General features: G+C 41.3%; 19 protein-coding genes. 11 read left to right on the forward strand and 8 right to left on the reverse strand.

Features of this window, described 5'->3' with window-relative positions:
- Window positions 1–20 precede the first annotated feature (20 nt).
- On the forward strand, window positions 21–1,172 hold the full coding sequence (locus AC2TF5_RS00555; RefSeq protein ID WP_491300365.1) for a DHHW family protein: 1,152 nt from the start codon (window positions 21–23) through the stop codon (window positions 1,170–1,172).
- Window positions 1,173–1,284: 112 nt separating this feature from the next.
- Here AC2TF5_RS00555 and AC2TF5_RS00560 read toward each other — a convergent pair whose 3' ends face one another.
- Window positions 1,285–2,475 (reverse strand): coenzyme F420-0:L-glutamate ligase, encoded by a 1,191-nt coding sequence (locus AC2TF5_RS00560; protein ID WP_491300366.1) that lies wholly within the window; start codon window positions 2,473–2,475, stop codon window positions 1,285–1,287.
- A 128-nt stretch (window positions 2,476–2,603) separates the two neighbouring features.
- Here AC2TF5_RS00560 and AC2TF5_RS00565 point away from each other — a divergent pair, with 128 nt between their 5' ends.
- Entirely contained in the window at window positions 2,604–3,515 is a 912-nt protein-coding gene (locus AC2TF5_RS00565) for a LysR family transcriptional regulator (RefSeq protein WP_491300367.1), read from the forward strand.
- Between the two features lie 157 nt (window positions 3,516–3,672).
- Here the strand turns inward: AC2TF5_RS00565 and AC2TF5_RS00570 are convergent, their stop codons facing one another.
- On the reverse strand, window positions 3,673–4,635 hold the full coding sequence (locus AC2TF5_RS00570) for a DMT family transporter (protein ID WP_491300368.1): 963 nt from the start codon (window positions 4,633–4,635) through the stop codon (window positions 3,673–3,675).
- Between the two features lie 161 nt (window positions 4,636–4,796).
- On the opposite strand from AC2TF5_RS00570, the gene AC2TF5_RS00575 reads away from it, so the two are divergent.
- The 3 genes from AC2TF5_RS00575 to AC2TF5_RS00585 all read left to right on the forward strand — a co-directional run bounded on the left by AC2TF5_RS00575 (window position 4,797) and on the right by AC2TF5_RS00585 (window position 8,106).
- Complete coding sequence (locus AC2TF5_RS00575) at window positions 4,797–5,663, forward strand: LysR family transcriptional regulator (RefSeq protein WP_491300369.1); 867 nt, start codon at window positions 4,797–4,799, stop codon at window positions 5,661–5,663.
- Window positions 5,664–5,873: 210 nt separating this feature from the next.
- Window positions 5,874–6,614, forward strand: a complete 741-nt coding sequence (locus tag AC2TF5_RS00580; RefSeq protein WP_241931279.1) for a Bax inhibitor-1/YccA family protein — start codon at window positions 5,874–5,876, stop codon at window positions 6,612–6,614.
- 355 nt (window positions 6,615–6,969) lie between these two features.
- The gene (locus AC2TF5_RS00585; RefSeq protein ID WP_491300370.1) at window positions 6,970–8,106 is read left to right on the forward strand and encodes a VanZ family protein; all 1,137 of its coding nucleotides are present in this window, start codon (window positions 6,970–6,972) and stop codon (window positions 8,104–8,106) included.
- 97 nt (window positions 8,107–8,203) lie between these two features.
- Here the strand turns inward: AC2TF5_RS00585 and AC2TF5_RS00590 are convergent, their stop codons facing one another.
- Together AC2TF5_RS00590 and AC2TF5_RS00595 are read right to left on the reverse strand one after the other, a co-directional pair.
- Window positions 8,204–8,836, reverse strand: coding sequence for a sterol desaturase family protein (locus tag AC2TF5_RS00590; protein WP_491300371.1), 633 nt, complete (start codon window positions 8,834–8,836; stop codon window positions 8,204–8,206).
- Between the two features lie 363 nt (window positions 8,837–9,199).
- Entirely contained in the window at window positions 9,200–10,261 is a 1,062-nt protein-coding gene (locus tag AC2TF5_RS00595; protein ID WP_491300372.1) for an endonuclease/exonuclease/phosphatase family protein, read from the reverse strand.
- A 260-nt stretch (window positions 10,262–10,521) separates the two neighbouring features.
- On the opposite strand from AC2TF5_RS00595, the gene AC2TF5_RS00600 reads away from it, so the two are divergent.
- Together AC2TF5_RS00600 and AC2TF5_RS00605 are read left to right on the forward strand one after the other, a co-directional pair.
- Entirely contained in the window at window positions 10,522–12,474 is a 1,953-nt protein-coding gene (locus tag AC2TF5_RS00600; RefSeq protein WP_491300373.1) for a BglG family transcription antiterminator, read from the forward strand.
- 243 nt (window positions 12,475–12,717) lie between these two features.
- Entirely contained in the window at window positions 12,718–14,730 is a 2,013-nt protein-coding gene (locus AC2TF5_RS00605; RefSeq protein ID WP_491300374.1) for a fructose-specific PTS transporter subunit EIIC, read from the forward strand.
- A gap of 302 nt (window positions 14,731–15,032) precedes the next feature.
- Here AC2TF5_RS00605 and AC2TF5_RS00610 read toward each other — a convergent pair whose 3' ends face one another.
- The 4 genes from AC2TF5_RS00610 to AC2TF5_RS00625 form a co-directional block, all read right to left on the reverse strand.
- Window positions 15,033–15,926 carry a sensor histidine kinase gene (locus AC2TF5_RS00610; RefSeq protein WP_491300376.1) on the reverse strand — a complete coding sequence of 298 codons (894 nt, stop codon included), beginning with the start codon at window positions 15,924–15,926 and terminating at the stop codon, window positions 15,033–15,035.
- A gap of 11 nt (window positions 15,927–15,937) precedes the next feature.
- Complete coding sequence (locus tag AC2TF5_RS00615) at window positions 15,938–16,735, reverse strand: ABC transporter permease (protein ID WP_491300377.1); 798 nt, start codon at window positions 16,733–16,735, stop codon at window positions 15,938–15,940.
- Window positions 16,728–17,651 carry an ABC transporter ATP-binding protein gene (locus AC2TF5_RS00620; protein WP_491300378.1) on the reverse strand — a complete coding sequence of 308 codons (924 nt, stop codon included), beginning with the start codon at window positions 17,649–17,651 and terminating at the stop codon, window positions 16,728–16,730. The genes AC2TF5_RS00615 and AC2TF5_RS00620 overlap by 8 nt, the downstream gene beginning before the upstream one ends.
- A 91-nt stretch (window positions 17,652–17,742) precedes the next feature.
- Window positions 17,743–18,423 carry a response regulator transcription factor gene (locus AC2TF5_RS00625; RefSeq protein WP_491300379.1) on the reverse strand — a complete coding sequence of 227 codons (681 nt, stop codon included), beginning with the start codon at window positions 18,421–18,423 and terminating at the stop codon, window positions 17,743–17,745.
- A 359-nt stretch (window positions 18,424–18,782) separates the two neighbouring features.
- Here AC2TF5_RS00625 and AC2TF5_RS00630 point away from each other — a divergent pair, with 359 nt between their 5' ends.
- From AC2TF5_RS00630 to AC2TF5_RS00645, 4 genes are all read left to right on the forward strand, one after another.
- The gene (locus tag AC2TF5_RS00630; protein WP_491300380.1) at window positions 18,783–19,496 is read left to right on the forward strand and encodes an ABC transporter ATP-binding protein; all 714 of its coding nucleotides are present in this window, start codon (window positions 18,783–18,785) and stop codon (window positions 19,494–19,496) included.
- Window positions 19,489–21,087 carry a putative ABC transporter permease subunit gene (locus tag AC2TF5_RS00635; protein WP_491300381.1) on the forward strand — a complete coding sequence of 533 codons (1,599 nt, stop codon included), beginning with the start codon at window positions 19,489–19,491 and terminating at the stop codon, window positions 21,085–21,087. Before AC2TF5_RS00630 ends, AC2TF5_RS00635 begins: the two co-directional genes overlap by 8 nt.
- 316 nt (window positions 21,088–21,403) lie before the next feature.
- Window positions 21,404–22,828, forward strand: a complete 1,425-nt coding sequence (locus tag AC2TF5_RS00640) for an ABC transporter permease (protein WP_491300382.1) — start codon at window positions 21,404–21,406, stop codon at window positions 22,826–22,828.
- A gap of 10 nt (window positions 22,829–22,838) precedes the next feature.
- Window positions 22,839–23,516 (forward strand): ABC transporter ATP-binding protein, encoded by a 678-nt coding sequence (locus tag AC2TF5_RS00645; protein WP_491300383.1) that lies wholly within the window; start codon window positions 22,839–22,841, stop codon window positions 23,514–23,516.
- Window positions 23,517–23,526 lie beyond the last annotated feature (10 nt).

Below are 23,526 nucleotides of genomic sequence, written 5' to 3' on the forward strand. Positions count from 1 at the left end.
CTATGAGGAGGCTGTAGTTGATGAAGCAAAGGGCAGATCAGTTACTAGTTGGGGGATTTGTCCTAACGCTGTTTCTCATGTTGTTAACCTTTCTCTTACTTCCAAAGGAACACTTCTCCGAGTTAGAAAATCGCGTTCTACAGAGCGCTCCACATCTGACATGGGACAATCTTTTGTCCAAAAAGTATGCTGAAGATGCTGAAAGTTTCGTAACAGATCAATTTCCTTTTCGTTCAAAGTGGTTAGCGGTTAAATCCTCTGTTGAACAATTACGGCTACAGCAAGAGAATAACGGGATTTATAAAGGACATTCGGGATATTTGCTTGAAAAGTTCGTTGAACCTGATTATTCGAAGATTCAACAATACGCGGAATCTATAAAACAATTTGCCATTAGCCATCCAGAAGCGAACACCACCTTTATGCTCGCACCCACATCGGTTGGCATTTACGCTGATCGGTTACCCTGGCTAGCTCCAAACTACCCTCAATCTAAGGTAAATCAATATATCGCTGATTACGTGCGGGGCAGCTTGTCGTTTATGGATGGATTTGAGTTCCTGAGCCCATATGCTTCAGAACCGATTTACTATCGAACTGATCACCACTGGACGACGAATGGTGCCTACTTAGCTTATGTAGCCTATGCCGAGAAGATGGGCTGGCATCCCTTGTCCAAGAAGGAATTCCATATTCAGACCGTGAGCAATTCGTTCCTAGGAAGTTACCATACCCGGAGTCAGCTTAACGGTGTAACCCCGGATTCCATTGAAGTCTACAAGCCTATTCAGCCCATATCGACCGAGATGTATATCGCAGATACAGGTGAAACGTTAACGAACATGTACGATGCCAGCTTTTTAGACAAAAAGGATCAATATTCCTACTTCTTAGGTGGGGTTCATGCCCTTATGAAGTTTACAAGTAAGCTTGATCCACATGTTATCAAACAAGAGAAGCTGTTAGTCATCAAAGACTCCTACGCTCATAACGTAATCCCATTTCTAACGCTACATGTGCCAGAAATCCATGTGATCGACATGCGTTATTATAACGGTAGCATCAGCGACTATATGTCCGAGAATGGCATTAAGGACGTGCTATTACTCTTCAATACAGCCACTTTTATTGACAATCCAGCAATCTTGAAATTGGGTACGAAGAAAAAATAATCAGGTAATGCCCCATTCACAATCAAGCTAAAAAAGCTAACGCCAGTTGAGTACCGACGTTAGCTTGCTTAGTCTTTTTTTAAAGTCTACACAAATCTATTTACTATTAAGTTTAGTTTGTATAGTTATCAAAATATCCTTGTATAAAGATAATAGGTGTGCCTTTATCTCCACTTCCAGAAGTTAAATCGGATAGAGAACCGATAAGATCAGTTAATTTTCTAGGTGTAGTACCTTGGGCTTCCATTGATCCTACTAGATCCGTCTCTTTATTGCTAATATATTGAGATATAGCTTGCTTAAGTTCTTCTCCTCTTAAATCAGCAAAGTTATTATCAGCAAGATACTTCAACTTTACTTCATTAGGTGTACCATCAAGTCCTGATGTGTAAGCTGGTGATACAACGGGATCAGCAAGTTCCCATATTTTACCTACAGGGTCTTTGAATGCTCCATCTCCATAAATCATAACTTCAACATGTTTGCCCGTTCTTTCTTTGAGCATATGTTGTATTTTATCAACGATAGGTTGGCAATTACGTGGGAACAGTTTAACACTATCTTCTGTTGATTTATTTGATCCTAACAGACCATATGCTTCATTACATCCGCTGCCATCAATAGACGCAGATAAGATGTTATCGAGGCTATAAATTTTATCTCCACCGTTTGCTTTTAATATTTTCTTTGTTCTGAATCTCGTATGAATATCACAAGTCAGAACATTTTTAGTGTATTCGAGAATGGTCTTTGGATTATTTGAGAAAATGACTTCGCATTCCACACCATATTCTTCAACTAACGATTTATAGTAATCAATATAATCAACGCCAGTAAAGGTATGTTTCTCATATCCAAAATGTTTGCGGAATTGTTGTTCTGTTAAAACATCTGTCCAAGGATTAACTCCTTTTTCATCAAGCATGTCTAAATCCACTAAGTGGTTTCCAACTTCATCAGATGGATAGCTTAGCATTAAAACAATTTTTTTAGCCCCTTTTGCAATACCGCGAAGACAGATTGCAAACCGATTACGACTTAAGATCGGGAATATGACGCCAACCGTTTCATCTCCAAATTTGGAACTAACATCTTTCGCAATATGATCGATCGTAGCATAGTTACCTTGAGCACGAGCAACGATTGATTCTGTTACCGTAACGATATCCTTATCATTAATGCTAAAGCCTTCAACCTCTGAAGCTTTTAACACACTATCTACAACGATTTCCTCTATGCTGTCCCCTCGATTTACTATTGGGCAACGGAGACCTCTAACGACTGTTCCAACGACTCTTTCCAATATAATCGCTCCTTAGAACTATTAAAGTTAATTTTAATGACGTGACATATATATTTTTAATATACATCAATCTAATGATATAAGTGAAATCAATATATCGTATAATAGATATAAGAGGTGCTTATACAATGAGTAAATTAGATTTATATAAAGTGTTTTGTAAGGTAGCAAAAAATAGAAGTTTCTCCAAAGCGGCTAAAGATCTTTACATGACACAGCCAGCGGTTAGTCAAGCGATCATGCAACTAGAAAGAGAATTAGATACGCGTCTTTTCACAAGAACACCTAAAGGGGTATCTTTAACCAACGAAGGCAGTCTTTTATTTGAATATGCGAATTCGGCTATTAATTTAATTCACGTTGGAGAAGAAAAAATCTTGGAATTTAAGAACTTAACGACAGGCGAGTTGAAAATAGGTGTTGGTGATACGATATCTAGGTATTTTTTACTTCCCTATTTGGAGGCTTTTCATAATAAATACCCCAATATTAAGTTTAAGATTGTTAATGGTACAACACTTGAGATTTGCGCCATCATCAAATCAGGAGAGGTTGATATTGGAATTTGTAATTTTCCACTTGAAGATCCTGCATTAGAAATAAGGCCATGTATTGATATTCAAGATATTTTTGTTTATGGGGAGAAATTCAAGACAATATTATCCGGACCTGTTAGCCTTGACGAGGTAATAAAACTGCCATTAATCTTTCTTGAATCAAAATCGAATTCCAGAAAGTATGTAGAAGATTATATGATGTCTGAAGGAATAAAGATTTCGCCAGATTTTGAATTAGGATCACATGATCTGTTATTGGAGTTTGCAAAAATAAATTTAGGGGTAGCTTGTGTGACGAAGGAGTTCTCCCAAGAGTATTTAGATAAGGGATTATTGTATGAAGTTCAACTCATTCAGGAAATACCAAAAAGAAGTATAGGCGTATGTTTTTTGAAAAGTGTATCTCTATCGCCAGCATCGACAAAATTCGTTGAGATACTAGAAAATAAACGGGGTCAGGAGCATTTTGCCAAAATACAATAAGCCATGCTGGCCAGATTGCTGAAAACCAATCTGATCAAAGTGTTCACTCGTATATACGGGAAAAGGTACGGTTACTCACGAAAAATGAGGAGACCGTACCTTTTTTCTGTATATGGGAATAGGTGAGTCCAATGATTCAACAACCACAAACGCTCAGCTATTGCTCTTGGACAGAAGCATAGGCTCTGCCGTGGTTAACGCGTATGGTTTTCCTTTGATACGCATTGTTCCGTAATAGGGCAAAGATAATGAGCAACGTTCCGAAAAATTCATAATTACTGATTTGGTAGCCTTGAAGAGCCATAATAACGAATGTGGTAATGGGAACAAAATTAATAAATAATATACCGTTAAGCGGTGATAATAATTTGATCCCTAGATTCCAGCAGAGCAAGGCTGCTAGCCCCGGCAATAAAATCATGAAGGACATTTCATATTTAATCGAGAGTATCGTGTGCCATGTAGGAACGGGAAGCAACTGAAAGACGGAAGCAAGCGTAACGATTACAAAAGACACAGCGCTTCCTAACAAGCAGGTTAGAGTAGAATAGCGCAGAATCGACCAATCCTTAAATCGGCTTCCTCCCATGGAATACACCACCCATCCCATAACTCCCACAAAAATCAGAAATAAAGGAACAAGATGTTGTCCAGCCATTCTGAAAAAGGCAAGTTCTCCGTTGGTGATAACTAGTAAAGCACCGGTAAGCGCGATAGCTACACTCGTGAGCGTGTATTTATTCGGAGTTCTTTTTGTCGTGATCCACAAGACCATAATGGATATCATCGGCATGAGTACTTCCATAATGGATGCGGCGACCGTACCTGACTCCCCCATGAGCTGCTGTCCGAGGAAGATGCACATATTATAGACCGTAAATGCCATCGTTCCAAAAAACAATAAAGTCTTGCCCCTTCCCTCCATGCGGAATGACGCTCTCCCCTCTTTCACCCACAGTAACACGCTGAGGATGACGGCAACCACGAAATAACGGATAAACGAAAAATAGAATGGATCAATTTGCTGTAATGCTATGTGTGCAACGGGAAACATAGCTCCCCATGACATACTTGCGATCAGGCACAGCATGGACCCGATGACGATTTGTTTTTTTAGCATGTATTGTCTCTCCCTATCAAGATGCTGCCATCATTTTTGTCTGTATATAACATCATAGGAGGGAGTGGATCTGTAGTAAAATGATTGATAATCAAGTTTACTATCATTTATAATGATGTCTGGCGCGAGAGGGGTTTACGTATCGGAGAGGAGATGCTGCATTGGAGTTTAATGATTTGAAAATTTTCCATGCGGTTGCTACATATGGAAGCATTAGTAAAGCTGCCTTGGAGCTAAACTACGTTCAATCCAATGTTACAGCAAGAATTAAGCTGCTTGAGAAAGAGCTTCATACGCCATTGTTCTATCGGCATAAGCGAGGGATGATCTTAAACCCGGAAGGAAAGCGGTTGTTAGAACAATCAAGGGAGATTTTGTCGGGAATGGAGGAAATGAAACGCAAATTTCTAGATAAATCGAACCCCTCCGGTGTTTTAGAAATTGGTATTGTGGAGCCTGTGATGGCTCTTCCAGATATTTTATCTTCTTATTATAATAAGTACCCCAATGTTGAATTATCATTAAAAGCCGGGGTTACCGATCGTTTGTTACAACAGGTAATTGATATGAAGCTAGACGGAGCCTTTGTGACAGGGCCCATCAAACATCCATTAATCGAACAGGTTGAGGTTATTCAAGAAAAGATGGTGCTTGTTACCAAAGGAAAAACCTTTTCCATAGAGGAAATGACAAAAAAGCCTTTATTGCTATACAAAAAAGGTTGCGGGTATCGCGAAAGACTGGAAAGCTGGATGAAGACGGAGGGAATTATCCCTAAACAGATCATGGAGTTTGGAACGTTCGGGACGATTATAGGCAGCGTAGCTGCAGGAATAGGAATCACGATTATCCCGGAATCCTCCATTACCGATATGGTTGCCAATGGCACTGTATTTTGCCATAGCGTACCAGAACCTTACCATGAAATCACGACTATTTTTATTCGGCGAAAAGATTCATATGTAACGAGTACATTACAATGCTTTATGGATGAAATTGTTGCTCGAACCAGACTAGAACATGAATGATCGATTATGCACTTCATGCCGCTCCAATGATAGGAAACCATCAGGCAGATCCTGCGTGAGCTGTAAAAAACGAACAGCCTGATGATACACGAATATTATATGGTTTGAGCGCTAATTTTGAGCAATCATACTAAGAACGACACTTTTATACATCCTAAAATATCCCAACATATGATAAAATGAAAATAAAAAAGTTGGGGAGGCATTTAATTGATAGGTCGCAGCGGAAATCCGACACTCAACGACAAAACGTTTGAGAAGAGCGGACATTACAATGGCCAAGAGACGATGACGATCGGCGGAACGGTGAACAAATCGTTCATGCTGCTAGCGCTGCTCATAGGGGCGGCTGTCATATCTTGGGCTATGTTTTTCAATGGGTACGATGTATTCCCTTATATGATCGGTGGTGCGATTGGCGGCTTGATTCTGGCGCTAATCATCAGTTTTAAGCCTTCGGCAGCACCGTATTTAGCGCCGATCTATGCGATTTTGGAAGGTTTACTTCTTGGGGCTTTATCGGCTAATTACGAATCATTATATTATGGCATAACCCTACAGGCTGCCTTACTGACGATGTGTGTGTTCATGGGCATGCTACTTGCCTACAAGACCGGCCTTATCAAGGCGAGTGAGGGCTTCAAGCGAGGTGTCATCGCAGCTACGGCGGGGATCGCGCTTGTATATCTGCTTAGCTTTGTACTTAGAATGTTCGGTATGTCGGTGCCGTATTTGCATGACAGTACCCCGATTGGGATCGGGATTTCGATTGTCATTGTCATTATTGCCGCCCTGAATTTCGTGTTGGACTTTAACTTTATCGAAGAGGGGGCCAAGCAGGGCGCACCGAAATATATGGAGTGGTACGGTTCCTTCGGTTTATTGGTCACTCTCGTATGGCTGTATATAGAGATCATCCGTCTGCTTGCGAAGCTGGCGAACCGGGATTAATTTAGAACATTGCACTTATAAAAAAGCTGTCGAGTCTTTCTCGACAGCTTTTTTGTCCTCATTTTCGATACGATAACGGATCGGAAGGCGGTTTACCTTCGGAAGTAGTTCATATTTCCCTTGCCCAGTAGTTATTGTAGGATCTATTATGGATTACGAAGATGACTGATGAGCCAACCAAGCACTTAATGATATGGAAAAAAAAGCATAGTATTTAAGCTCAAAAGAAGGAGGATAATTATCATAAACAAAAGATGCTTTTAGGCAATCAGTATGGGGATCATCAATCGGCTAATTTCATAAAGTAGAATACCCTTTGCTACCTGCCGAAGGCTACTTTTAAGGAGAAAATGAAATGCAAGTATATGTAATGCCTATTTTGGTTGCATTATTAGTTTGTTTTTTATTAGCGACAATTCTAACGTTTCCATGGACAGTTTATCAATATCGTAAACATGGATACTTCAGCTTTTGGAAAACAATGCTTATTTTAAGCTTTATTTTTTATGGGCTAAGTGCTTTCTTTTTAGTGATTTTTCCAATACCCAGTGTTCGGAATAATTGTGTTTCGATTGATGCGGGTGCAAATTTTATTCAGAGTCGTCCTTTTCAATTTATTCGGGACATTACACGTGAAACGGGATTTCATTGGTCTGTGCCTTCAAGTTATATCGATTTATTAACAACGCGAGCCTTTTATCAAATGTTTTTTAATGTTTTGCTACTATTTCCTTTAGGTGTTTATTTGAGATACTTCTTTAAGAGTAAAGCTAAATGGTTATATGCTACTCTTATTGGATTTGGTGTTTCGCTGTTCTTTGAAATAACCCAACTAACCGCATTATATGGTTTGTTTAAATGTCCTTACCGTATTTTTGATGTAGATGATTTACTGACGAATACTACTGGGACTTTACTTGGCTTTCTACTTGCTCCCATGTTTTTGGTGTTAATTCCATCAAGAGAAATTCTTAATGAACAGAGTAACTTCTTTAACAATCAAAGAAGAGCAACTTTTGGTGCCCAACTCATTGAGGTTCTTCTAAACATTATTTTTACCAGAGTGATTACAAATTTTATTTTTGGGTTGCTAAAGAGTCCAGGAATATTTGTTGAAGAGATAATCTTTGCCATCGTTTTCTTTGTACTCATGGTAGTTGTCCCTGTAGTATGGAAAGGAAATACAATTGGTTCTGCAATTGTTCGTATGAAATTACTTCCGGAAAAGGGGAATTGGTTAGGAAGTTTAAGCCGACGTTACTTCATTGTCTATATACCTATGTTGTGTTCAGCATTATCGAAAATATTTTCTAATAATATGGGTGAAGATCTTCTAGCTAACCTTTTTACAATTGGAGTAGTTCTCCTTACAAGTCTGTTATGGTTTATTATCTTCTGTCATATTGTGATCAGATGGATCAAAAAGGACAAGGCTCCTTATTTTAATCGATATAGTCAAATAGAGGCTGTAAGAACCACTCGTGAAAAGTGATAATAACTAGCGCCATGCCTGGAAAAAGAAGCCAACATATCTGATCATCAGAGGTGTTGGCTTCTTCGAGGATAATATTTCACTGTTTGCAGAGCAGTTATAGTTCAAACTCTTGCTTACCACGTTGTTCAAGATCTCGAGCGGTTTGACTTTGTTCAACGTTGTTTTGGTCCTTAAAGGTTCCCATTGCCCAATCATAAACCGGGTTTGTCACACCGTACCAATAATTTTCATTTTTAAAATGATGCCATAAATGAATTTTCTTCATCCAACGTCCCCACGGAGAAATTGGCTTTACTGGACGATGGGCTATATAATGCTTCCACTCATAAAACAATAAAAAAATCATAACACCGGCGATAAAAGCATTCGTGATTACGAGATTTGAAGTCATAAAGTAGGCAGCCACTCCTGCGATCGCCATGTTCGGCAACGAGTACCATAAAGGTAGAAATAATAAATTCAAATCATTAGGACTTGAATGATGATCGTAATGTAAGCGTTTAATTAATTTTAAGAAAAATGCATTTTTTGGTGTCTTAATATGAAAGAGAAATCTGTGGGTCAAGTATTCAACGATTGAATAGGAAATCATCCCTATTACGAATGCGATGCAGGTCCCTACAGATGTTAGATTAGGAATCATAAATCCAAAACTAATGAAGAAGAGACCACTCATGATGAATATGTCAGGGAAGAAGAAAAATTCTTTAACATACTTGGTTTTCATTCATACCGCCTCCATACTTCATAATTCTTGTCTATTTCTCCACACCAGCGAAGTCAAATTTCCTTTGCTCATCCCTCCCATAATACGAATATGCATAGAAATCTGGCAGTATTACAAAGTTACTAATTGTGGTAATACCACAATTATATAACAATCCAAATTGTTTAAAATCAGCGATTGACCAAAAGTTTGGCAATACCAGCATCCTGAGAATTTCAAGGCTCCTTTTTTTAATCGATATAGCCAAATAGAGGCTGTAAGAATCACTCATGAAAAGTGATAATAACTAACGCCAATGCCGGAAAAAAGAAGCCAACATCTCTGATCATCAGAGGTGTTGGCTTCTTCGAGGATGATGTAGGCTTATTTCAGAATAAATTTCCCTGTTACAGGGTTATGATCACTGTTCTCGAAGTTCAGATCGTGTCCGGTAACATCAGCAATATCAACATTCGGAGATACGAGAAATCCGTCGATCACAGCGAGAAAATTGAGACCTTCTTGATACGCTACATCTAGCGTTCGAACGGAAGGAGTGTTCGGGTCTACCGCCCACTGGAAATCACCCGGGCCGAAGGTATCGGGAAATGGTTGTAGCCACTCCGGCCATTCCTGCTTGGTAGGAAACTTATTGTGATCTGATCCAGGTAGGGAGTGATTCCAATCCCCGCCTATAATGAGATAGTTGTCGTTCTCCACTTCTTGATTGATATAATCCTCAAGGAAATCAAGTTGTTGTTTGCGGATTGTACCGCCCTTGTCGAATGCCGACAAATGCAGGTTGATCAAGACGAGTTCTTTACCGTTATCTACTGGGAACCTGCTCTCTATAAATGCACGATCCAGCTCAAACAGCTGAACAGGCCAACTTTCTTTGCCAGGCAGATTGAAGCGAGTATGAGATGTGCTCTTGAACGTTGATAATGTGAGTAAACCACTTTGCACCGCACCCATTGGATGAGTCAACGGCACGGGTACCCAAGGCATCTTGTAATTATAAGCAAATGTATCACTGTATCCTTGTAGGCTATGACTTATTTTTTCGACTTGGTTAATCTTGTTACTACGGGAGGAGTTAACATCTACTTCCTGCAGGATATACAGATTTGAGCCAGTGTCGCTCAGAAAGTCGGTAATGGCGTTCAGGTTAGTCTCCGTTTGCCCCTTACTACTTGATCGGGACATCGTTCCACCGTCCATGAAGAAATCCTGTCCTTGGTCGAGGCCGGCGTAGCCAATATTGAACGTAGTGACGGTGAACGGCTCACCTTGCTTAAGTATTGGACTGTTATTATTGTTGGTATGAAGTTCTGTCTGAGCTGGGGGTTTATAATCAATCGCTGTAATATAGATTAGAAAAATGGCAAGAACAGCAATTAGGGCTAGCACGATACAGGCAAGCCACTTTAACGGTTTTATGATCATTAGGTTTTTATTACCTCCTATATATTCGGCATTAAATATTTAGAATTAAAGACTATTATACTGGATATTCTTTCTTCTGGGTTGTTCACAACCTCTTATCTCAATTTATTTTTCGCCGAGTATACAGTTCCCAAAATAACACCCTTCATGTACCATCCTAGATCAGATTGCCACAGAGACCGGATATGATATACAGTAGGACAATGTACCCGCTCACAAATTAGTGAGCTCTCCAAATAAGTTGAATATGGGAGATCGGAATGAATAATAGGCAAAAAGAGATTTTTCGCAATTTGTTAATGGAACCGAACCGGCTGTGGCTAGTTCAGGATCTGGCGGATCAGACCGAGTGCTCGGAGAAGACGATCCGAAACGATCTGAAGGTGATTGAAGAACATATAGCTAAGCACTCCAGTGGTAATCTGGTGAAAAGGCCGGGACTCGGCGTTTATCTGGAGATTGGAGAAGCAGATCAGGCTGATCTATTCCACCGCTTGTATGCAAACGAGAGTACCACCGAGCATGAATCCGATGAGGAAAGGGTGCTGCACCTGGCTTACCGGCTCTTGATGAACGCAAAGCCCGTAACCATGCAGAACCTGGCTTCACGATTTTATGTGAACAAGACGATTATCCGTCGAGATATGGAGAAGATTGAGGGCTGGCTGCGCAGCTTTGATCTGAACTTAATTACCAAGCAGCGCGTGGGCTTAATGATCGAAGGCTCCGAGAAGAGCAAACGGATGGCGCTGGCGCGGTTGAACCAGTTGATCAACCGTCCGGAGTTAACAGGACAGATGATGCGCAAGCAGTATGAACCGCATGAGATTGCAACCGTATACAATGAGTTGAAGGCATTACAAAAGCAACATGAGCTCCGCTTTACCGATGAAACCTTTGAAAGCCTGATGCTGCATATTTTGCTCATGGTCAAACGGACCAAGCTGGGACAGCCGATTTCGCTCTCCGAGCAGGACATTAACTTTTTGGAGAACAAAGCGGAGTTTGTATGGGCTACGGCATTTTTGAAGCAGCTGCAAAAGCTGTTTGCTGTACCTTTTTCCAAGGAAGAAACCGCTTATCTAACCCTGCACCTGCTTGGCGGGAAGTTCCGATATAAGCAGGAGGACGGGGGCGTAGGACGGAGCGATCTAGCAGACAGCCACCCCCTCTTGCCCCAGTTGGTTGAGCAACTGACTCGGCGGATGTCGGAGCTGAACATGATCCCTTTCTCCAAGGACCACGTATTACTGAACGGGTTGAAAGTACATTTGTACACGACCATGAACCGTCTCCATTATGGTCTGGTTGTGTCCAATCCGATGCTGGCTGAGATCAAGAAGATGTACCCATACATGTTCGATCGGGTCATTATGGCACTGGAAGAGGTGGGGGGAGCGCTTCAGTTGTCCTTTCCCGAAGAGGAAGCCGCGTATTTGACACTGCATTTTCAGGCGTCCGTAGAACGGCTTCACCAGAACAAGAGCCACCCCCAGAGGGTCATTATCGTGTGTCACATGGGCATTGGGATGTCCCAATTGCTTCTCATGAAGGTGGAACGGAGATTCCCGTCCGTGCATGTGGAGACAACGATGTCGAGAGCGGAAGTGCAGGATTATCTGGCCGCTCATGAGGTGGATCTTGTCATTACGACCGTTGATCTGCCGGAGCTAAAATCACCTCACATCCTCGTTTCCCCACTGCTCGAGGCCAATGACGAGCGTAAGCTGGAGCAAGCGATCCGGCGGCTTGATGAGCCGGACAGCAGGGCGGCTGAGGAATCGGTCTTTTTGAAATATACGACACCTTTTCTCGTCTTTCCTCAGCAGGAGGTAGAGCGTCCAGAACAGTTAATCGCCAAGTTTGCGCAAATGCTGGAGGACAAAGGGTATGTCGAGGCAGGGTATACGGAAAGTGTGCTGGATCGTGAGAATATGTCTACTACGACAATTGGGGGTGGCATTGCGATCCCTCATGGCAGCTCGGAGTGGATTATACAGTCCTGCATCGTTATTGTTACTTTGAAGCAGCCGATCACCTGGGGAACTGAGAAAGTAGAGCTTGTGTTCTTGCTTGCGGTCAAGCATGATGAGCGGGAAGAGATGCGGCAGCTGTTCAAAGAATTGTCGCTGATCAGTGAGCAGCCGGCTTTGGTCAGTGCGTTGTCTAAGGAGACGGACGTGATGCGATTGCTGAGTACGTTGAAAGGGTAATATTAGTATTAGAAACTATGATGATGAAGCAGGACGTATACGTCCTGCTTTTTACATTTTTTTGGGGTCCCCGCAAAGTATTTGGAATAAGCATCTTAGCATAGGCTCCACTTTGTGGGGATATTTTATTGCGAAATAAACTCGTTTTTCCGGAAGTTCCGGTAAAAAGTTCGTCCGATAACAGCGCTTTCGGCGTGTACACTATAAATGTAAGCGGGAACATGACAACAAAGGAGAATGACCATGAAAATATTAGCGATTACCTCATGTCCTAACGGAATTGCACATACGTATATGGCTGCTGAGAATCTGCAGAAGGCAGGGGCGAAGCTGGGTGTCGAGATGAAGGTCGAGACCCAAGGATCCATTGGCGTGGAGAATCAATTCACGGAGCAGGATATCCGTGAAGCCGATGGCATTATTATCGCAGCGGATAAGACGGTGGTAAAGGACCGGTTTGTCGGTAAAAAATTGCTTGTCGTTGGTGTACAAGATGGTATCCGCCGTCCAGAAGAGCTGATCCAACGGATAATAAAAGGGGATGTGCCGGTCTATCAGGCACAGTCCAAGTCAGCCGAAGATACGACAGAAGGGAACAAACCTAAACAAAACCCTATCTATCGTCACTTGATGAACGGGGTATCCTACATGGTACCGTTTATCGTGATCGGGGGGCTGCTCATCGCAATCGCACTGACAATGGGCGGCGTGAAAACGCCGGGTGGTCTGGTTATACCTGAAGGTTCAATCTGGAAAACGATTGAAAATATCGGCGCGGCTGCGTTTACCTTCATGGTTCCGATCCTCGCCGGATTTATCGCAATGAGTATTGCGGACAGACCAGGTCTTGCGCCTGGTATGGTCGGCGGTTTCATTGCTGTGAACGGTAGCCTTTATGGAAGTGAAGCGGGAGCTGGATTCATCGGGGGGATTATTGCCGGTTTCCTGGCGGGTTATGTTGCGCTTGGCATTAAAAGGATCAAGGTTCCTCGGTCGTTACAGCCGATTATGCCCATTATCGTTATTCCGGTACTGGCTTCTCTAGTTGTAGGGTTAATCTTCGTCTTTGTGATTGGTGCTCCAATCGCGGATCTGTTTGAAGCTTTAACAGTCTGGCTCGCAGGAATGCAGGGTACAAGTTCGATTCTGCTGGCACTTATTCTGGGCGCTATGATTTCTTTTGACATGGGTGGTCCCGTGAATAAGGTTGCGTTCCTGTTCGGATCGGCCATGATTGGTGAAGGAAACTATGAAATTATGGGTCAAATTGCCGTTGCCATCTGTGTTCCTCCGATTGCGATGGGACTGGCAGCGATGATTAACAAAAAGAAGTTTACACCAGCGGAACGTGAAGCTGGAAAAGCTACATTTACGATGGGACTATTCGGTATTACCGAAGGTGCAATTCCATTCGCGGCGCAAGATCCACTACGCGTTATTCCAAGTATCATGGTCGGATCGATGGCCGGTTCGGTAGTTGCGATGCTTGGTAACGTGGGTGATAGTGTAGCCCATGGCGGGCCGATTGTAGCTGTACTCGGTGCCGTTGACAATGTGTTGATGTTCTTCCTCGCTGTCATTGTCGGCGCAGCCGTATCGGTTGTGATGGTGAGCCTGCTGAAGAAAAACATTGCAGCTGTGACTCCGGCAGTTGTTGGAGAAGGAGCGATAGAAAACTCAGCTGGAGTAGGTGAACAGTTGGCAGTAGACGTAACTGCACCTATGGCTGCAGACTCAGTCGAAGCGGCTTCAACCGCGATCAATAACGGCACAGCAACGGAAGCACCTTCTATTCGCATTGAGAAATTGACGGATATTGTAACACCAGATCTCATTAACCTGAATCTGGTCGGAACGACACAGGATGCTGTTATTGATGAAATGATCGGTGTACTGGAGCGGACTGGGGCGGTAAACGCTGACGGAGATTTTAAACAGGCCATATTGGCCCGGGAACTTGAAAGCTCCACAGGCATCGGCATGAATATTGCGATCCCTCATGGTAAATCGGATGCTGTCCTGAAACCAAGCGTGGTCTTTGGTATCAAGCAGGATGGTGTCGATTGGAAGAGTCTGGACGGCAGTGAAGCGAAACTGATCTTCATGATTGCTGTACCGCGAAATAGTAAACAGAATGCGCATTTGAAAGTGCTGCAAATGTTGTCCCGTAAGCTGATGGACGATGATTTCAGAGAAGCTCTTTTGGCGGTGACAACGAAGGAAGAAGCATATCAATTGCTGGATCAGGTGCATTAATTCAAGTCGCTGAGAGACTTCACTGAACCATGGGTTGGGCAACAGGAGCAAAGGGGTTTTGCCTTATCATAGCACAAGTATAATGGGTGATCTGCTGGTGTTAGTATTGCTGCCATTATCTCATCGTATTAGAGTTTTATGGAGCATTCCAATTGAAGCCAGCCCCGCACAGAAATGAGCGGGGCTGGCTTCAATTTAACAAATGCCATGATTGGATTAATACTTGCTCGTAACGGATATCATCCGATTCGGAAGGAGCAAAGTCTGGGTTTCATATATATTCAGGAAATAAAAAAGTGAGACTATAGCGGAAGTTCAATTTTTATCTCGAGAAACCCGTCTTGTAAGGATGCACCTGTACTGCCTCCCATCTGTTCCATCAGTAGCCTAACAATAGACAAGCCCAACCCTGTACTATTACTTCTTGCTTTATCTCCAGTATAGAAGCGATCAAAAAGCCGATTTACATCAATATCGGAAGCATTTTTCATCGGATTTTTAAACGATAAGATTGCTTTGTCTGTAGCCAGCAAACTTACTTTGATATCTCCATTGGAGTGCTGAACACAATTTCGAATTAGATTCTGAATAATTCTCGTGACTATTTCTTTATCAGCAAGGACAAATATTGGTGATGTTTCCTCAAGGTGTACACCCAGATTGTGTTCCTCCAATGTGGTAACTGATGCTGCAAGACACTCTGCCACAAGATTGGTAAGGTTAATTCGTTCGATGTTAAGTTCAGGTTCTGCGTTTAGGAGATAGGAATACTCAAAAAAATGCTCAATCAACCGCCCCAATTCATCAGCGTGTTTTTGGGCAGTGTGCAGTTTCTTTAGTTGATCGTCGTTCAAGTCACCATTCTTCATAAGCTGCTGATAGCCCTTTATAGCAGTAAGCGGTGTTCGTAAATCATGGGAAATATTTGCGATTAACTCCTTAAAGTTCTTTTCCTCTTGAATGCCTTTAAGACGGAGGTTTTCCTCCGCTTTTAGGCATTTGTTAATATTGATAGCCAAAGCATTAAGCTCCCTGCTCAGGAGTTCCAAACGGATAGGTTGACGTGTATGTTCAGTCAGCCGTTTGTCCAACTGTCGGTTGATGTTGCGCAATTGCCGCTGAAGAAAAGCGATATACAAGGCGAGCAACATTATAAGAATGATCAAAGTGCCAGCGACAATAATCAACGCGTTCACCAACCTTTCAGTTACTTAATTTCCGATTTTCTGAATGCGCTGTATGTGACAGCAAGCATGGCAATTATAAATATTAAACTAACAGCGATTGCCTTGACCATGTCTCCCGTTCCCGTATCCAATGTCACAAAGGCGTACTTCCCTCCATATGGCGTAAAGGAGAAAATACGATCAAACACCGGAGAACTATCGCTTAATCTCATTAATTGCGCAGAAAGTATTGAAAACCCATAATAAATAACAACCACGAAGATGGGCTTTTTAAGCATAAAGGCAAGTGGTACACAGATACTCAATTGTGCCACATATACGATCATCAAGGTCAACATGACAGCTAGCATCTTCCATATATCTGATGCGGAAAAGGCTGTACCACCCTCTGTTGTCAGTAGATTTAGGAATCCTACTCCTACGGAGCCCATACTAAACTCGGAACCTGTACTAAGAGCAATACCTGTTATGATGGCATAGGGGAGTAGGATGAGCGCTAGGGCCAATCCCAATAAGGTTGCCTTACTAACGATGACAGCACCCCTGCTGCAGCCATTTGCAATAGCATCATGGATTGTTTTATTATCGAAATCACCGCAGATAAACACGCCTGCAATAAAACCGCCGAGAAGGCTTATCATGTTTATATCAGAGAACATGAATCCCATTCCTGTCATGCTCGCTTCAATCTTCCCCTGTGGTATCAGATATGCCATTACTGCCATGACTACCGCACTTAAAGTTGTGATTCCCAATATAATCTTCATTGCATTTGATCTGCGTAATTTAAATAAATCCGCTTGAATCAAATTAAGCATCTCGATCACCACCTATAACAGAAATAAAGTAGTTTTCAAGCGTATCTCCCTCGATAGAAAATTTCGAAACGACAATCCCATTTTCATATAAGGTTTTTGCCACTAAATCCTTCTCATTCCAATAATCATATAGCTTAACCGTTTTATCTGGCATTACCTTATAGTTGGTGGTGTTCAGCTGCATCTCCAATACGCTCGTTAACTTTTCCGGCTGGTCGCAGCTAATATGGATGTGGTGCTTGCAGTTTTCATCAAGCTGCTCAAGGGTGAGGGTTTGCTTGATTTCGCCTTTATGGATGATGATATAATTCGTTACGGTTTGATATAGCTCCGGCAAATTATGACTTGAAATTAAAATGGTCATTTGCCGTCCTTCGCACAACTTCTTCAGCAAATTACGAATTTCAACGACACCCAATGGGTCAAGTCCATTGATCGGTTCGTCCAAGATCAGCAATTCAGGGTTGCCAAGCAGGGCGATCGCAATACCTAAACGCTGCTTCATGCCGAGTGAGAAGTTTTTTGCTTTCTTATTTCCTGTGTCAGCAAGTCCGACGAGTTCTAACAATTCACCCTCAATTTCCTTGTTAGGAACACCGCGCATAATTCTGTGAAACTTGAGATTTTCTTTCGCTGTCATATAGGGGACAAATCCAGGATTCTCGATCATGCAGCCCAGTCGCTTCCTCTCATCTTGCAAAGCACGCTCACCATGATGACCAAAAAGCTCAATGCTGCCCTTCGTGGGAAAAGAAAGCCCAGCCAGAAGGCGCATTAGTGTTGTTTTTCCCGCACCGTTCTGCCCGATTAAACCGTATATTTTGCCGGATTCCATTGTAATCGACACATCATGCAGCGCAAAAAAACTACGGTAGCTTTTCGTAAGGCTGTTTGTTTTTACAACATATTGTTTCACTTTGCTCACCTATCCTTTCTGACTTTAGGTTACTTGCCATTGGTTTAGAAAAGGTTAAGGGGAGCAAAAAAATAGTTAGGAAACAGATAATTCATTCTTTGTATAGACGATAACCCAAGCCCCATACCGTTTCGATATATTCCTCATTCGGATTTACTTTCTTTAGCTTATTACGCAGATTGCTGATGTGAGTCTTAACCGCATTATCATCACCGAGATATTCATCTTTCCAGACCGATTCATACAGGTTCGATTTTGTAAAAACCTTGCCGCCATGCTTAAGTAGCAGCTCCAATATCATATATTCTTTTGCAGTTAGCTCCATTTCAGTCTCATCTATAGTAACGCGCTTTGTATTGTCGTCCAGTGCCAAGTCCTTATAACGAAAAACTTTGCTTTCTTGTAATTGCTTATGAGCACGCCGTAGATTGGATTCTACACGTGCTATAACTTCTCCCAAATCAAAGGGCTTTGTGATATAGTCATCCGCCCCCAGCTTCAAAAGATCAATCTTCGTGCCAACCATATCCTTTGCGGAGATGACAATGACAGGGGTTTCAGAAAATTCCCGCGCTTCTTTAAGTATTTCATCCCCGCTTTTGTAGGGAAGCATAATATCAAGTAGAATCAAATCATATGATTTATTTTTGATTTCCTTTATTCCATCGACACCGGTATAGGATGATTTCACTTTATAACCTGCATCGATCAATGCTTCTGCCAGCATGTGATTGACATCTTCGTGATCTTCAATAATTAGAATATTTTCCACTAAAAATCACCCAATCCTTTTCAATATAAAAATCCAAAATTATCAATAAACATTCTACTTAGAATCATAACTTACTGCTATTGAAAAATACATTAGTATAAAACACTCGAAGTCTTATCTAATTACTTGTTATGGCGGTGAACTTACCTGTGAGGGAATAAGAAAACATAAATAGCGGCATGTTTTCAGGACAAAACGGAGCATCTGTGAACAGGAATGCTGCTCGCAGAAATTTGGGGTACAAATGAACTTTCAGCATAGGCTAGACGTATTATAGTTATTCTAGTAGAAAGCGTACGGGGAAGAAGTAATGATGCTGTTCAAAATTCTGTATATTCCAATAATGAGGTGAAGGAAGAATGCTTACAATAAAACATTTTACCAAGAGCTATAAGGGTGGCAAGAAGGCAGTAGACGACTTGAATTTAGTGGTTGAGAAGGGCGATATTTACGGCTTTATCGGACATAACGGTGCAGGGAAAACAACGACGATCCGGGCAGTAGTTGGTGTCCTTGACTTTGAAGAAGGGGACATTGAAATTGACGGCATCTCGATTAAGAAAGATCCAGTTGCCTGCAAAGCAGTTACTGCGTATATTCCTGATAACCCGGATATATACGATCATCTTACCGGCATACAGTACTTGAATTTTATTGGCGATCTCTTTAGCGTATCCAAAGCGGATCGTGAATCACTCATTAAAAAATACGGTGATGCTTTTCAGATTACAGCCGATTTGGGTGGTATGATCTCCTCGTATTCTCATGGTATGAAGCAGAAGCTCGCTATAATCTCAGCTCTCATTCATAAACCAAAATTGTTAGTGCTGGATGAGCCTTTTGTTGGACTTGATCCCAAGGCTGCTCACATGTTAAAGACGATCATGGCAGATCTGTGCAGCAAGGGTAGTGCAATCTTCTTCTCAACTCATGTACTGGATGTGGCAGAAAAGCTCTGCAATAAGATTGCTATCATTAAAGCGGGCAAATTGATAACTCATGGCAAGACAGAAGAAGTAAAGGGTGACAACAGCCTTGAGAATGTGTTCTTGGAGTTGATAGACAATGACTAATATATGGAGATTAACAAAGATACAATTGCTTTCATCATTTGGCTTGAATAAAGCATTGCATACGCGCGATGTTAAGGAAAGACGCAAATTGCTTCTGCTAAGCATCGGCATTCTAATTGGTGTGATCATGATTGCAGTGTTTTCATTTGGATACAGCTTCATGATGGCACAGAACTTTGAACAAATAGGCCGTATGGATCTGCTGCTTGCCATTATGATGGCTGTAACTTCTATTGTTGGATTCTTTACAACGATCTATAAAGCAAGTGGAGTATTATTTAGCTTTAAAGATTTCGATTTGGTCATGTCGTTGCCTATCAAAACAAGCCATGTTGTAGCGAGCCGTGTTCTTCAGCTCTATGTGCTGAATTTATTTTTCACTTTAATGGTGATGCTGCCAGCTGGTGCGGTTTATGCAATAAAAGTGAATCCTGAAGCGCTATATTATCTGTTTTTTCTAATTGCACTCTTGTTTATTCCATTACTACCCATCATTGCTGCAACCGTTATTGGCGCACTGATTAGCTGGATTTCCTCCCGTTTTAAAGCGAGTCGAATGATCAGCCTCATATTAACCTTTGTTGTAATTATTGGAGTTATGATTGGTTCGTTCCGTATAAATGGAAACGAGCAGGTACTTGCTGATATGAGTACACAATTGGCAGATATGATATTTAAGCTGTATCCTCTTGCAGCCATGTATGTAGATGCCGTTTGCTCGTATGAGATTGGTTCATTGTTATTATTCATCGCGTTTTCGGTGCTTGCGTTTATGTTATTTACCACTGTACTTGGCACTAGATATAAAGTTATACACACAGGCTTAACGACCTCTCATGCAAGCAGCAAATATATAATGAAGCCACTAGAAACATCATCACCTTTTCGTGCATTGTATAAGAAGGAGCTGCGTCGATATATTAGTTCTTCCTTATATGTGCTGAATACGAGTATTGGCATGATTTTTTTACTCGTGATGTCGATTACTTTATTGTTTATGAGCTCGGAGAAACTTGGGCAACTGATAGAAATCCCACAATTGTCCGATTACCTGAGCCAACTGGCTCCTTTAGTCGTTTCTTTTTTCGTAATTTTAAGCTGCACAACGTCAAGCTCCATTTCTCTTGAAGGCAACAATTTATGGATACTAAAAAGCTCACCCGTACCGAAAAAGACCATACTGCTTAGCAAAGTTGCGGTGAATCTCACCATCACAATGCCGATCTCGATTGTCAGTTGTGTGATGCTCATGATATCGTTGCGCACGGGATGGATTGAAAGCTTGCTATTGCTTGTTATCCCATTGATATTTGCCTGTTATTCAGCGATGTTGGGTGTTATTGTTAACTTGAAACTTCCTAACCTGGAGTGGACTAGTGAAGTTACGGTGATCAAACAAAGTGCATCGGTCTTAGTGTCCATGTTGATAGGTTTCATCAGTCTAGTGATTCCATTTGCTATATCGCTTCTTTTATCCCATGTAAATGGCAATCTCATCTCGTTAGGCATTGGAATAATGATGATGGTGGTATGTGGTGTGATGTATAGGTACATCCAGACAAAAGGAGAGCAGCTATTTCAGGCTCTTTAACAAGTGGGGTTTGCCATACGACTAGCGATGAGAAACAGTTTGGTTAATACTTTATGAGGGCACCCAAATGGATAATGGGTGCCCTCATTTTTTGCTTTTAGATTTGTTATTCATGAGATACATAGCTGCCTCAGCGATATCTTCAGGTTCTCCCATGAGGAGGATTTCTCTAAACCCCAACCGCGCATGTCGATTACACAATAATCAGAGCCAGTCCACACAAAGTCCCCTATATCTCTAGATAAAATCCTCGATATCTCCATATAGACTCCAGATTAGTCCTTTAAATTAGAGATATCAGAGGAGGTTAGTAATTATGAATTTTATTAAACGGGCTTTTTTAAGTATACAAGCAAGAAAGGGAAAATCTCTTATCCTATTTGCTGTATTTTTAGTTCTTACCAATTTAGTGTTAGCGGGATTCGCCATTCAAAATGTTACAAAAACAGCGAATGATCTCGCCAGAAAAGAGTTAGGAGTCGACGTGACGTTAGGTTTAGACGGGGAAAAATTTCAAAAATACGTTCAAAAGCAGAGAAGTGAAAATCCTAATGAAAGAATACACCGCCCAGAAATGTCTACAGAGGAAGCAGATAAGTTAGCAGAATCAACTTATGTAAAAGATTTTAACTATCTAAAAGATAGTCAAGGTGTAGCGGATAGCTATACTCCCATTAATGGTGATAACGAGGGAGAAGCGATTGGGGGATCCATAGGTGGAGACCAAGGGAATATGAAAATGCCAAATACATTCATTCATGGTGTGAGAAGTTCTGATTTATTGAAAGAATTTACAGAAGAAACGAATGAAATAATTGAGGGGCGTCCAATAACAGCAGAAGACAAAGATAAGAATGTAGCCCTGATTGAAAAACAGTTAGCTGAACAAAACGATCTACAAGTTGGTGATAAGTTAAAGATCACATCAACAGATGCTACATCGACAGTAGAGTTCGAAATATTAGGGATTTACGAAACTTCCACGGTAGATGCCAACATGGAATCGGCACCGCCTCTGTTTCATCCATCGAACAAAGTATATGTCTCGTACGAATCGTTAAAAGAATTTTCGGAAAATAAGGATATGAAGGGTACACCAATTGACCAGGCTATTTACTATTTAAAGGATCCACATGATATCGATGCTTTTAAAGCAGAGGGTAAAGAAACAGACATTGATTTTGACCTATTTAAACTAGATGCTCATGATGCATTATACAAAAAAATGGTAGGCCCTATTGAGAACGTAGCATCAACTTCAAAATGGATTATATACCTGGTCTCAATTACAGGATCTATAATCTTAGGACTTATCATTATGTTGACCATAAAAGAACGTCGAAAAGAATTGGGGATTTTACTTGCGATTGGCGAGAAAAAAGGGAAGTTAATCGGACAACTTTTAGTAGAAGTGTTGTGTATAGCTGCTTTGGCATTTAGCTTCTCTATCTTTACAGGTGGGACAGTATCTCAAAAAATGGGAGACAGTTTATTGCAGAAAGAAGTTATTTCTTCTGAAGAGGAGCAGCAGGGAGCAAATAATCCAGGATTCATGTTTGGAATGAATGATGACCAAGGTCAAGATGTAGATCCTATTGATAATATTGATATAAGTGTGAGCTCCCAAGATTTGTTGAAGTTAGGTGGATTAGGTCTATTAATCGCAGTCTTATCAACCATTCTTCCAGCATTATCGATTCTTCGATTGAATCCAAAAGATATTTTACTAAAAGATGAGTAGGGGGATCCACATGGAAACTATTTTGCAGTTCGAAAATTTGAATTACCATTATAAAAGCAATAATAAAAAGATCACTATACTAGATAATGTAAACTTTTCGTTTCAAACCGGACAATTTTATACCATTTTAGGACCATCCGGATCCGGAAAGACAACGACCCTTAGTTTAGCAAGCGGATTAGATATCCCAAGAGGCGGGTCTGTATTATACAAAGGAACAGATATACGGAAGATAGGGTTGGATTCCTATCGAAACCAACATGTCTCCATTATTTTTCAATCCTATAATCTCATTACGTATATGACCGCTCTTCAAAATGTAGTTACGGCAATGGAGATTACAGGAGTCGAGGTGAGAGACAAAAAAGGAAGAGCGCTTGAGTTGTTAGAAAAGGTAGGGTTGACCGAAGTAGAAGCCAAAAGAAAGGTATTACAGCTTAGCGGTGGTCAGCAACAGCGTGTGGCGATTGCTCGTGCATTATCTTGTAATGTGGGTTTATTAATTGCCGATGAACCCACTGGGAATCTAGATCAAGTAACTTCCATGGATATTATCGAGTTATTTAAAGAACTTGCTCATAAAGAAAACAAATGTATCATTGTAGTCACTCATTCACAAGAAGTGGCTAGACAATCAGATACAGCGCTGTATCTCGAAAAAAGAAATTTGGTAGTCAAAAAGTTGTAAGGGAATGAGA

The sequence above is a fragment of the Paenibacillus sp. JNUCC 34 genome, assembly GCF_058269055.1.

Excerpts from the sequence above, each read along its gene's own strand:
- AC2TF5_RS00555 (WP_491300365.1), top strand. The coding sequence starts at position 21 with ATGAAGCAAAGGGCAGATCAGTTACTAGTTGGGGGATTTGTCCTAACG.
- AC2TF5_RS00565 (WP_491300367.1), top strand. The coding sequence starts at position 2,604 with ATGAGTAAATTAGATTTATATAAAGTGTTTTGTAAGGTAGCAAAAAAT.
- AC2TF5_RS00570 (WP_491300368.1), bottom strand. The coding sequence starts at position 4,635 with ATGCTAAAAAAACAAATCGTCATCGGGTCCATGCTGTGCCTGATCGCA.
- AC2TF5_RS00585 (WP_491300370.1), top strand. The coding sequence starts at position 6,970 with ATGCAAGTATATGTAATGCCTATTTTGGTTGCATTATTAGTTTGTTTT.
- AC2TF5_RS00590 (WP_491300371.1), bottom strand. The coding sequence starts at position 8,836 with ATGAAAACCAAGTATGTTAAAGAATTTTTCTTCTTCCCTGACATATTC.
- AC2TF5_RS00595 (WP_491300372.1), bottom strand. The coding sequence starts at position 10,261 with ATGATCATAAAACCGTTAAAGTGGCTTGCCTGTATCGTGCTAGCCCTA.
- AC2TF5_RS00600 (WP_491300373.1), top strand. The coding sequence starts at position 10,522 with ATGAATAATAGGCAAAAAGAGATTTTTCGCAATTTGTTAATGGAACCG.
- AC2TF5_RS00605 (WP_491300374.1), top strand. The coding sequence starts at position 12,718 with ATGAAAATATTAGCGATTACCTCATGTCCTAACGGAATTGCACATACG.
- AC2TF5_RS00615 (WP_491300377.1), bottom strand. The coding sequence starts at position 16,735 with ATGCTTAATTTGATTCAAGCGGATTTATTTAAATTACGCAGATCAAAT.
- AC2TF5_RS00630 (WP_491300380.1), top strand. The coding sequence starts at position 18,783 with ATGCTTACAATAAAACATTTTACCAAGAGCTATAAGGGTGGCAAGAAG.
- AC2TF5_RS00635 (WP_491300381.1), top strand. The coding sequence starts at position 19,489 with ATGACTAATATATGGAGATTAACAAAGATACAATTGCTTTCATCATTT.
- AC2TF5_RS00640 (WP_491300382.1), top strand. The coding sequence starts at position 21,404 with ATGAATTTTATTAAACGGGCTTTTTTAAGTATACAAGCAAGAAAGGGA.
- AC2TF5_RS00645 (WP_491300383.1), top strand. The coding sequence starts at position 22,839 with ATGGAAACTATTTTGCAGTTCGAAAATTTGAATTACCATTATAAAAGC.